Source organism: Streptomyces longispororuber (assembly GCF_014656095.1).
Lineage (GTDB): Bacteria > Actinomycetota > Actinomycetes > Streptomycetales > Streptomycetaceae > Streptomyces > Streptomyces longispororuber.
This window is the reverse complement of the sequence record NZ_BNBT01000004.1, coordinates 134,793-146,409: the sequence shown is the minus strand read 5'-3', so window position 1 is coordinate 146,409 and position 11,617 is coordinate 134,793. Positions and strand designations below refer to the sequence as shown.

The window sequence follows — 11,617 nt, the reverse complement described above, 5'->3', positions numbered from 1 at the left end:
CGCCTGCTGCGGGGCGTCCGCGGCCTGCTCGGCGCCGACCGCGGTCGGGTCGCCCGGCCGCGGGCGGCGCTGGGCGAGCTGCGGGCCCGGCAGGCCGTCGCCGACGACCACCGGCCCCTCCGCCGCCAGGGCCCGCGCGACGTCCACGGCGAGGGCGCCCGCGGCACGCGCACAGCCCAGTTCGAGCAGCGACACCGGTTCCGCGGAGCCGCGCACGGCGCGGACCAGGGTCGCGGTGAGGCGCTCGCCTGCCGCCCGGGCCCGCCGGGTTCGCCAGGGCAGGGCCCACCGGCGCGGCGGGTGGCGCAGCTCCGCGACGACCGAGGCGCCCAGGTGCCGCGCGATCTCCCGGCGCAGCACGGGCCGGTCCGCCACCACCGTGCCGACCGCGGCGAGCGCGAGCCCGAGCGCGAGCCCGAGGATCAGCCCGATCGCGGCGTTGGTGGCGGCGGCCTTGGGCAGGGAGTGCCCCACCGCGCGCGGGGCGTCCACGATCTGCGTGCCGGCCACGAGCTGGGGCGTGCCGGTGCGGGCGTCCGCGGCGCGCTGGTCGAAGTCGGCGATGCGCGAGTTGAGTTCGGCCCGGCGGGCGAAGAGCGACTCGATGCGCGCCGACGCCTTCGGGTCGCTCTCCGGCGAGCGCTGTCCGATCGCCTCGTTGACCCGGGCCAGCTCGTCCCGCATCCGGTCACGCTGGTCGAGCAGGGCCTTCGCCTCGGCCTTCGCGGCCTTCCACATCCGGCCCACGTGGTCCGCCACGAACGCGTCGGCCAGCGCCTTGGCCCGGGCCACCGCCGCCGCGTCGCTGTCGGCCGTCACCTCGATCCGCAGCACGTTGTTGGTCAGGCCGGTGCCCCGGTAGGTCCGCATGAAGTCCTCGGGTTCCTCCGCGGACTTCAGGGCCCGCAGGGCCTTCCCGGCGATCCGCGTGGTGCCGAGGATCTCGACGTCGGTGCGGATCAGCGTCCCGGTGTCGTTCGGCTGGTCCTCCTCGTGCGCGACGAGCACCTTGGTCACCGCGGTGGGCGGCGGCGGCAGCAGGACCGCCACCGCGGCGCCCACGAGCAGCCCGAGCAGGGCCAGGGAACACCACAGGCGGCGGCGCCTGCGCACCGCCACCACCAGCGCGTGCAGGTCGAGCAGCGGAGCGGCGGCCGACGGGTCCGCGGTCGTGCCGGTCGTACTGGTCGTGCTGGTCGTGCTGGTCGTCACGCGGAACCTCCCGTCGCCTGGCCGCGCACCGCGAGTGCCAGGGCGGTGTCCTTCGGCGGCCGCCCGGCGGACCGCGCCGTCCGGGCCCGGACCGTGCCGGCGACGACGACGCCGACCACCTCGTGCCCGCTGTCGGCGCACGCCTCGGCGACACCGGCCAGCTCCTCCGCGGTCCAGGTCCCCGCGCTGGACACGACCAGCGCGCCGGACGCGGTGTCGCGGTCCGGCACCATCGGCTGCGACACCGGCACCCGCACCACCCGCAGCAGCAGGGGACCGCTGCCCGGCGAGCCCTCGGAAGAGGCGCTCCCGGCCTCGGCGACGAGCTGCTCGGCGGCCCGCCGCGCGACGTCGTCGCCGTCCGGTACGACGACCAGCAGCCGCCGTGGCCCGGGCAGCCGGTCGCGCAGGCGCGCGCACACCCGCCGGTAGCGGACCCGTCTCCCTGCCTCGTCGCCGAAGCGCTGCGGGGCCGGTGCGTCCCACCGGGTGTCGAGGCCGAGGAACCGGCGCACCCGGTCCCGCGGGCCCGCCTGCCCCGGTCGGCGCGCGGGCCGTTCGTCCAGTACGTCGACGGTGCCGAGGAGGGGCGAGCCGAGCGCCGCGGCGATCTCCGGCTCCGTGCGCGGCCGGCGGTTCACCCGCGCGGCCGCGAGGTGGCCGATGACCCCGAGCAGGAAGGACAGCAGCGCCCCGCCGACGACGAGCTGCGTCCGCGTCGGCGGCGCCGCGCCGTCCGGCCGGGCCGCCGGCCCCATGACGACCATGCCCGCCGTGTTGGTCGCCGGGTCGGCCTGGTCCAGCTTCTTCATGGCCTCCTCCAGCGAGGTGCGCAGCTTCTCCAGCGCGGTGCGGGCCTGGACGCTCTCCACGGTCCGCCCCGGGTCGGCCGCGTCGGCCAGTTCGGTGATGCGGCGGTTGGTCTCCGCCACCTTGCGCCGCAGGTCCTCGGGGCCCGTGACCGCCTCGGGGTCGGCGCCGCCGCCCGCGATCCGCGCGGCGAAGGCGACGAACTCCCTGGCCACCCGGTCGGCGAGGCGCTGCGCGCGCTCCGGGGAGCCGGCCGTACCCGAGATCTTGATGATGTTCCCGTCGGTGGCCTTGGCGCCCACCCGGTCCCGCAGCTCGCCGCCGTCGCCGCGCCGGCCGAGCGAGGCGGCGGCGCGGTCGACCACCGCCGAACTGGTCGCGATCTCCGCCTGGGTGAGCAGCTCGCGGTCCTCCCACTGCCCCGGCAGCAGCACCGACGCGGTCGCCGTGTAGCGCGGCGGGAACAGCACCGAGGCGCCGTAGCCGACGAGCGCGCCGACCACGGCGAGGACGGTGAGGAGCCGCCAGCGCCGGCGCAGGACCCGCCCGATCGTGACCAGGCGTATCGTGTCATCGTTCAACGACGCGCCTTCTTCCCTGGCCCGACGGGTCCGCCCGCCGCCACCGGGGTGTGGTCACGGCAGGCGGCGGCGTACGCGGCGAGCAGCGCCGCCTGCGAGTTCCGCCACGACAGCGGCCCGGTGATCCGCTCCTGGCCGACCTTGCCCATCCGGGCCCGTTGCTCCGGATCGTCCAGGAGCCGCGCGATGAGCCCGGCGAACGCGGCCTCGTCGTTGGCGGGCGCGTAGACGGCGGCGTCCCCGGCGGAGACGCGCGCCTCCCGCAGGTCGAACGAGACGATCGGCTTGCCCATCGCCATGTACTCCAGGACCTTGTTCATGGTCGACACGTCGTTGAGCGGGTTGCGCGGGTCGGGGGAGAGGCACACGTCCGCGGTGGACAGGTGGCGCACCAGCTCGGCGTCCGTCACGCGCCCGGTGAACCGGACCTGGTCGGAGAGGCCGAGCCGCCGGGACAGCTCCACCATCGCGTCGAAGGCGTCACCGGAGCCGACGAACACCGCGTGCCAGTCGGTCCGCCCGAGCTCGTCGCGCAGCTTGGCCAGGGCCCGCAGGGCGTAGTCGACGCCGTCCTGCGGCCCCATGACGCCGAGGTAGCACAGCAGGTGCGGCTTGCCGTGCTTCAACTCCGGCTCGGGCGGCACCGGTTGGAACCGGTCGGTGGCGGGCGCGCTGCGCACCACGAAGACGTCCTGGGGGCTCTTGCCGCCGCGGCGCACCGCGACGTCCCGGTAGCTCTCGTTCGTGGCGAGCACCACGTCCGCGGCCCGGTAGGTCAGCCGCTCCAGGGCGCACACGGCGCGGTACAGCAGGTCCTCACCGCGGTCGAACCGCGACAGGTACAGCTCGGGCACCAGGTCGTGCTGGTCGAAGACGAACCGCGCGCCGCGCCGGGTCAGCCACCGCGCCGGCAGGAACAGCAGGTCGGGCGGGTTGCAGGCGTGCACCACGTGGACCGGACCGACCTTGCGGGCCAGGCGGTACGTGTGCCACAGCGCGGCCCCGTACTCGCGCAGGTAGCCGGCCGGGCCTCCGGTGGCCGCGCGCAGCGGGTAGCGGTGGATCCGCACCCCGTCGATCTCCGCCTCGGCCTCCGTGTCGCGCTTGGCGCCGCGGGGGCAGATGACGTGCACCTCCCAGCCCGCGTCGCGCAGCGTCGTGCACTCCTGCCACACCCTTCGGTCGAAGGGCACCGACAGGTTCTCCACCAGGATCAGCGCGCGCCGGCCCGGCCGGCCGCCGCGCTTCGTGTCACCAAGCAAGGCCCATGTACCCCGGTTCGGTCCGGCGCGCCTCGGCGTCGGGAAGGCGGACGAGATCGACGATCACCGGCGCCGCGCCGTGCGGCAGCGCCGAAAGGACGGCCGGGTCCTTGCTCCCGACCAGGCACACCTCGGCGTGGGCGAGCACCTCGTCCACGGAGTCCGCGAGCAGTTGCGCGAGGTGCGGCAGCCGGGTCTCGATGTACTCCCGGTTCGCGCCGAGGAGCCGCGACAGGCTCACATTGGCGTCGTAGATCTTCAGGTCGTACCCCTTGCCGAAGAGCTTCTCCGCCAGCTCGACGAGCGGGCTCTCGCGGAGGTCGTCGGTGCCGGGCTTGAAGGACAGCCCGAACATCCCCACGCGGCGCTTGCCGGTGCGCTCGACCAGCTCCACCGCGCGCTGCAGGTGGACGGAGTTGGAGGGCAGCACATGGGCGAGGATGGGCACCGAGACGTCCGCCCGCTGCGCCGCGTGGACCAGGCTGCGCAGGTCCTTGGGCAGGCAGGAGCCGCCGAAGGCGAAGCCGGGCCGCAGGTAGGCGGGGCTGATGTTGAGCTTGCGGTCGGCCAGGAACACGTCCATGACCTGGTGCGAGTCCACGCCGAGGGCCTGGCACACCGCGCCCAGCTCGTTCGCGAAGCCGATCTTGAGGCCGTGGAAGGCGTTGTCCGCGTACTTGATCGCCTCGGCCGTCGGGACCGGCACCCGGAACACCTCGCCGGGCACCCCGTCGTAGAGGGCCGCCACGGTGTCGCCGCTCACCGGGTCGAGCTCGCCGATGACGGTCTTGGGCGGGTCGAAGAAGTCCCGCACGCTGGTGCCCTCGCGCAGGAACTCCGGGTTGACCGCGACCCCGAAGTCCACCCCGGCCGTGCCGCCGACGTTCTTCTCCAGGATCGGCACGAGGAGGTTCAGGCAGGTGCCCGGGAGCATGGTGCTGCGGAACACGACGGTGTGCCGACCGCCGGGGGCGCCGGGGCCACCGGGGCTTCCGGTGTCGCTGAGCTTGTCGGTGCCACTGGGGCCGCCGATGCTGCTGGGTCCGTGGGTGCCACCGGGCCCGCCGCGTCCGCCGCGGTCCGCCAGGGCGGCGCGGTCTGCCAGGGCGGCGCGGTCCGCCATGACGGCGCGATCCGCCAGGCCGGCGCCGATCTGCTCGGTGACCCGCTCCAGGTACGTGGTGCACAGACTGCCGTTGGGCTCCGACGGCGTCCCCACGCAGACGAGCGACACGTCGCTGCCCATGATCGCCTCGCGGACGTCGCGGGTGGCCCGTAGCGCCCCGGTCCGTACGACCTCGGCGACGAGCTCCCCGATCCGCTCCTCGACCACCGGGGCCTTGCCGTCGTTGACCAGGTCGACCTTCACCTGGTTCACGTCCACGCCGATGACCTCGTGGCCCATGCCGGCCAGGCACGCGGCCGACACGCAGCCCACGTAGCCGAGCCCGAAAACGCTGACCCTCATGACCCGTCACTCCCCCCAGGCAGGCCCTTGGGGCCTGCGGTCCGCGTGCCGCGCGGACGGCGGATTGCGCACATCAGTAGGCCCCCTGACCGTGGATCACGGCACGCAGGGTCTTCCACAAGATCACCGTGTCCAGGGCGAGCGACCAGTCCTCGACGTACCGCAGGTCGAGGCGGACCGCCTCCTCCCACGGCAGGTCGCTGCGCCCGCTGATCTGCCACAGGCCGGTGAGCCCGGGCTTGACCAGGAGGCGCCGCCGGATGTCCGGCCCGTACGCGGCGGACTCCTCCGGCAGCGGAGGGCGCGGGCCGACGAGCGACATCGAGCCGGTGAGCACGTTGAGGAGCTGCGGGAGCTCGTCGATCGAGTACCGGCGAAGCACCGCTCCGACCCGGGTCACCCGCGGGTCACGACGGAGCTTGAACAGCAGGCCGGCGCCCTCGTTGCGGTCGGCGAGCCCGGCCCGTACGCCGTGCGCCCCGGCGACCATGGTGCGGAACTTGACGATGGTGAACTCGCGGCCGTCCTTGCCGACCCTGCGCTGCCGGTAGAACGCCCCGCCCCGGCTGTCCACCAGTACGAGCAGTGCGACGAGCACCATCAGCGGCGCGAACAGCAGCAGCAGGATCGCCGCGCCGACCCGGTCGACGACTTCCTTGACCACTCTTCGGCCGCCGGTGAAGGCCGGCATGCTGACCCGCAGCAGCGGGATCCCGAGCACCGCGTCGACGTGCAGCCGCGGGCCCGCCACCTCCATCAGCACGGGCGCCACGACCATGTCGGCGTCGCTGCCCTCCAGGTTCCACGCCAGCCGCTGCAGCCGGTCCGGCGACCAGTGCGGGTCCGGCGTGACCGCGACGACGCGGTACCCGTCGCGCCGGACGTGGTTGGCCACGTCCGTCAGCCGGCCGACGACCGGCACCCCGTCCAGTTGGTCCCCGTCGGCACCGAGACCGTCCGCCGTGCACACCGCGTCGACCCGCCAGCCGAGGTGCGGGAACTTCCGGGACCGGGTGATCAGGTCGCGCACGGTGGCGGGGCTCCCGGCGGCGAGCACCGGCCGCAGACACCGCCCCTCCTTCCGGTGGCGGTGCAGCCGGAGGCGGAGCAGGTACCGCGCGGTCATGGTGACGAGCGCGATCGCGGGGATCGCGACGAAGATCCAGAGCTTGATGTTGCGCGAGGTGAGGGCGATCCCGCCGAGCGCCAGGACGACGGCCGCCGTGAACAGCGCGCGGCCGAGCCGGCGGAATTCCTCGGCGCCCTGGCCGAGCACGGCCGGTGCCCAGGACCGGCTCACCGCGAGGGCCCCGAGCACGAGCAGCTCGGTGCCGAATGCGAGGATGCCCCACTTCTCATGCCAGTTGGCCGCGTCCCGGGCCCCGAAGAAGATGCCGATCGCCCCCACCACGAAGGCGGTGGCCACCGTGTCACTGGTGACCACGGTACGGCGGTAGCGCTGCTCCCAGTCGATCGCGTGCTCGCTGATGTCCCCGTTCGCCAGACGCCCCCGCGCCGACGGAAACGGGTTGACCAATCCCCCCTGTTGCACAGAACCCCCCCAGGTTGCCAGTGATACGACGTGTTCGCCTCACGCTGTTCCACCCCCGGGAGGCCCCCGCCTCCCGCGCCGCGCCGTTCCTCCCCCGGAAGGCCCCCGCCTTCCGCGCCGCGCTATTTCTCCCTGCGGGAGGCACTGCCTCCGCGCATGACGTATCGGCTCTCTCAGCGCTACGTGAACAACTCACCCTGGCGGCAGCGGACACGTATGTCCGGCCGGACTTTTCGTGGTACACGGAACCTGCCAAAATCCCGGGCGCTCCCCGCACCCAAGCCCCCCGAGGCCCCGAAAACTGATCACCCCCACGCCTGACGCCGGGGACGCGACTACCGCTGTCCGCAGCGCCAAACCTAAGATCATTAACGGTTGCTTCACGCCCGAACTGCTGAAGCACGGTCAATGTAGACCATCGCGGCCGGTATGAAGAGGGGATGTGTGTAATTTGTGCTCAAGCTTTGATGCGGGGTCCACCGACCGGTGACCACCCACCGCTGCCCCAATGTCCAGAACATGCCCCGTGACCAGTGCCGATGGCAGTTCCCCGGACCACCGGAACCGATGACACCGGGGCGTCCCGACACCGCCTTCGGGGCCCCGCCCGAGCACCCCGCCGACGCCTTCCGGCGGGGGGTGCGGTGCGGTTGTTTCCGCTACGGCCGTACGTCGACGTGCGTGGGAGGCGGGGGCGGCCTCCGGCGGGCTGGATCTCGCCCGGCCCTGTCCGGCCCGGTCCCGGCTTGATCCGGCCCGGTCCGGCTTGATCCGGCTCGATTCAACGCGGATCGATGTGGGCATGGTGTGGAGGGCGTGTGTGCGGTGGTGCTCGGGGAGTCCAACGGGGCGCTTGTGGAAGGAAGTTCGCCGACGTCGGCTCGCTTGGACGGGGTCGGGGTCGGGGGCGCGGGCGGGGGAGCGGGCGCTGGTGCGGCTCCGGCTGTGGGGGGTGGCTGTACGGGGGTTCGCCATGGGCGAGACAGCGCTGCGACGGGTGGGTGCGGCGGCGTCGGATCGGAGGTGTGAGAGGGGCGGTCACCACCGCTCGGCGCGGTGAGTCGAGCATCCGCTTGTGGTGCGGACACTTCGGTCGGCCGGGGACATCGGTACGGTGCGACGAACGGCAAACAGCTAAGCACCGAAAAAAGTGGCGGAATTCGTCCCGCCCAGGCCGCGCCCCATTGCGGTCTCAGTGTCGGGAAGCATCGACGTGTCCTAGCCATCGCATTCATTGACTTCAGGCTGTCCGTCGAGGCGTCTTCGCGCGGCCTACCCGAAGTAACGGGTGCTGTGAGGGCTGGGTCGGCGTTCACTATGGGCCCTTGTATACGGGGGCTCCCGGCAAGAAGCCTCGGGTGCGGGATATGGGCCAGGAACGACGAGGAACCCTGCACCGGAAATGGCTGCGCACCCGGCCGGTTAAGCGCTTTCTCGAAGGAGGCGTACCGCAAAGGAACAGGATGCCACTCCGCTGCGACCCAGCCAGCGAGGCGAAGCGCAATAAGCCATGGAGTGCTTCGCATACGCTCCGGGCAGTGCGCACGATAGACCTCTGGTAAGCGAAACCGGAGCCGATATCAGGCCCTTATCAGGCCGGCCCACCGTGAGCGCATCGGCACGGACGAGGGCGGTGGCCGACGGACGATCGACCTTGTGGAGTCCGGCCACCGCGCAAGGGGCGTCCGGGCTGGCTGAAACGGGCCAGTGGCGCGGGACGGCGCGGCGCGACATCAGGGCCATGAGCGTGTGGTCCCCCTGCACGTTCCCCCGGCCACACCCCGGCCACACCCCGGACGACGTACACAGGGCGTACACCCCCAGGACGTACCCAGCGCACGGCCTCGCCCCGCCCCCGAGCACCCCCGAGGGAACCCGCGACGTCGGCGCCGAGGAGTAGCACCTCAGTGCGCTTGAGCGGTCGTGCTCCCGGCCGCGTACGTCGGCCTCGAAGGCCAGCCGCATGACGAACAGTGGAGTGTTGGAGCGGAGCAGACCGCAGGTGGTGAGCAGACGCCACAGGCGTTCGGAGACGTGGTCGTCGAGGTCCCGAACGAGGGAGTCGTCAACGCCTCATCACGACCGGAGAACCACAGCTCGGCACAGCTCGGATGGGCGCGGAAGTACTCGACGATCGGATCGAACGCCATGGCTACCGCGTCCGGGATCGATCGGAGGTGCCCCTCACCGACGTGGCCCAACTGCTCCGTCGGCGCGTCAACGTGACGCCTGATGAGCGCGGCGTACACCCGGTGCCAGGAATGTGGACGAGGACGTGCGGGAGGGCGGGCTCGTGGGGCGGAATCGCGGTGCGGGCTCGCGGGGCAGGCCCAAAACCCATCCGCACCTATGGCGCAGCGTACGTACGAGGGACGGTGGCATGCAGACGGCCCGAGGGACCGACTACACGGCGGTCACCGGATGGATCGATCCGCCGTCCGATGGCGCGGAACTCGGCATCCCGTGCGGCTTCATCGGGGGGTTCCACGAACCGCTCGGCGGCACGGTGAACCCGGGGAAGTTACCCTCGGTGTTCGCCGTGCCCTGCTCGCATCGAACGCGCGTGTATACGAGCGGACGCGTGTCGAGCGCGTCGAACCGACCGGGGGCGGCGTACGCGTCTCCGTCCCCGACGGCCGGGTCCGGGCCGCCCAGGTGCTGCTGCCCACCAACGCGTTCGGCGGGGAACTCCAGGTCACGCCGGACCGACTCGCCACACCGATCTGGGTCACGGAGGCCGAGACCGCGCCGATAGACCCCACCCGACTCGCCGCCCTGGGCTGGGCTGGACCAGCCGGTCGGGGTTGGTCACGCAGCACGCCATCATGCAGAACCACCGGCTGACGCCGCGCAACACAATCGTCACGGCGTACGCAGGTTGCAGCAAGGGCGGTATCCGCTCCCGCCGGGACGCACGGCTGACAAGGCGGTGGTGGCCGGTCTCGCGGCTGGGTTCAGGGCGCACTTCCTCTTCCTCACGGACGTCGGCTTCGACCGCGCGTAGGGCGGCTGGGTGGCGGTCACACCCAGTTGGCTGCCCGTCGTCGGCCAGGTCACCGCCACCGTCCATGACTCGATCGGCTGCAACGGGCACGGGCTGGGACAAGCCCCGTACCTGGGGCGGCTGATCGCCGACCGCGAAGCTGGCGAAACCCCGCACAAGGACCTCCTCGCCCTGTGGCGCGAGAACCCCACGTCCCTCCCCGCGCCGACCATGACACCCGGGTCGGCCTCGGCGCGGCCTGGCTCATGGACCGTATGGCCGACCGGTTCAACGGCGTCCGACGCAACGCCCGGCGGAGCCGAGCGGGACCTTGAGCGCGTGGGGGCGTACCCGGTGGACCGGAGTACCCGATTGGCCGCGTGGGGGAGTACCCGATCGCGAGCGATCACCTCTTGGTGCGGCGGAAGACCGGACGCGGCTGAAAACCTGACGTCGAGGTCCCGGCGTCGAGGTCCCTGCGTCGCGGTCCGGACGTCGCACCGACGTCAGTTGAGATTCCCTTCCATGGCGCTGTACAGCTCGGTGGCCTCGCAGAAGCCGAGTCCAAGGCGCTCGGCCACGACCATTGCCTCGTCGATCTTCCGCACATCCACCGCGTCGCAGTCGAACCGGTCGCGGTGGCACGCCAGATGCGCCCGGGCCTCGGCCACGGAGGCGGCGGGTACCAGCCCGCCGACCATGTAGTTGCCCCCGATGGTGGCGGGCAGGTCCGGCCATTCCAGGTCGCTGAACTCCTCGCGCAGAAGGCCGGTGAGGGCTGTCGGCGCGGTGAACCCTTCCGCATCGAGCCCGGCGTGCGCGCACAGACGGGTGGGCCAGGTGTAGCCCCGGGACATCCACCCGGGCAGCAGGGCCGCCGCGAACTCCAGGACGCAGTAGGGCACCTCGCGGGTCAGCAAACGGGCCGCGTCGAACTCCCGGCCGTCACCGGGACGCCGGACCCACCGTTCGCCCCGCCGTAGCGTGATCGCGGCTGCGCGCAGCATGCGCAGCGGCATGGCCAGCCCGGCGGCGAGCGCGGCGTCATCGGGTAGCTGCCCGCCCTCGTCGGGCTCGACCAACCCGACGAGCCCTGGGCCGATCCGGCCGATCATCTCCACCGCGAGGGCATCCACGTCGTCGGCGGATGCCGTGAGGTAGCGCCGCAAGTCCTCCGCGATCCGATCAGGACCGTCACCGACGAGGAAGAACGGCCGCCCCCACACGTGCAGATGCGCCGCGAAGTCGATCCCCTCGTGGTCGCACGCGTACTCCTGCACGCCCAGCGCCCACGCCTTGGCCCGAAAACGGACCTTACGTATCTCAACCGCCCGGGCGACCAGGTCATCAATGCTGTCGTCGTCTCCATGACCGGCCAGGTACGGCAGCAGCCGCTCCTCGATGAGCGGCAGGTCAACGGGGTGAAAGCTCGTATCGAAACCCATGATCAAACAATAGGGACTGCCGCGCACAGTGAATCCGGTGGTGCCTCTGGGCCCTGCCTGTACGTCCGGTGCTGACGCGCTGTCTGTTCCCCGGGCTGGCTGCCAGTTCTTCGGGCACGGTGGCCGACCTTCGTAGGGGCGTAGGCGGAGCCGACCGCTCGGGCGGTGAGCCGGTTCGCGTCTGCGGGGGTAGGCACCACACCAGCCATCGGTGGCATCCCCCGACCCTCCCGACGAGGGAGGGCGTGCCCGAGTGCGGGGCCGTGTGCGGCGCCGCGTTCGGGGCTACGGCGCGGGACCACGT

At 72.5% G+C, this 11,617-nt stretch carries 5 protein-coding genes and 2 pseudogenes; all 7 read right to left on the bottom strand.

Translation table 11 applies throughout. The features are described 5' to 3' along the window. Positions 1–1,212 (bottom strand): Wzz/FepE/Etk N-terminal domain-containing protein (locus IE330_RS02560; protein WP_190134151.1); only part of this gene is annotated, 1,212 nt, incomplete at its 3' end. After that, entirely contained in the window at positions 1,209–2,603 is a 1,395-nt protein-coding gene (locus IE330_RS02555; RefSeq protein ID WP_190134150.1) for a Wzz/FepE/Etk N-terminal domain-containing protein, read from the bottom strand. The genes IE330_RS02560 and IE330_RS02555, both read right to left, overlap by 4 nt. Continuing rightward, positions 2,600–3,865 carry a glycosyltransferase family 4 protein gene (locus tag IE330_RS02550; protein WP_190134149.1) on the bottom strand — a complete coding sequence of 422 codons (1,266 nt, stop codon included), beginning with the start codon at positions 3,863–3,865 and terminating at the stop codon, positions 2,600–2,602. The genes IE330_RS02555 and IE330_RS02550 overlap by 4 nt, the downstream gene beginning before the upstream one ends. Then, positions 3,855–4,832 (bottom strand): annotated as a pseudogene (locus IE330_RS02545) (nucleotide sugar dehydrogenase); the annotation flags it as partial. The pseudogene IE330_RS02545 and the gene IE330_RS02550, both read right to left, overlap by 11 nt. A 162-nt stretch (positions 4,833–4,994) precedes the next feature. Continuing rightward, positions 4,995–5,333: pseudogene (locus IE330_RS39835) on the bottom strand (GDP-mannose dehydrogenase); the annotation flags it as partial. A gap of 73 nt (positions 5,334–5,406) precedes the next feature. Continuing rightward, positions 5,407–6,885, bottom strand: coding sequence for a sugar transferase (locus tag IE330_RS02540; RefSeq protein WP_190134147.1), 1,479 nt, complete (start codon positions 6,883–6,885; stop codon positions 5,407–5,409). Between the two features lie 3,489 nt (positions 6,886–10,374). Beyond that, positions 10,375–11,313 (bottom strand): hypothetical protein, encoded by a 939-nt coding sequence (locus tag IE330_RS02535; protein ID WP_190134146.1) that lies wholly within the window; start codon positions 11,311–11,313, stop codon positions 10,375–10,377. Between the last annotated feature and the right edge of the window lie 304 nt (positions 11,314–11,617).

What these genes read in the sequence shown, in the direction of transcription:
- IE330_RS02535 (WP_190134146.1), bottom strand. Translation starts at nt 11,313, where the DNA reads ATGGGTTTCGATACGAGCTTTCACCCCGTTGACCTGCCGCTCATCGAG.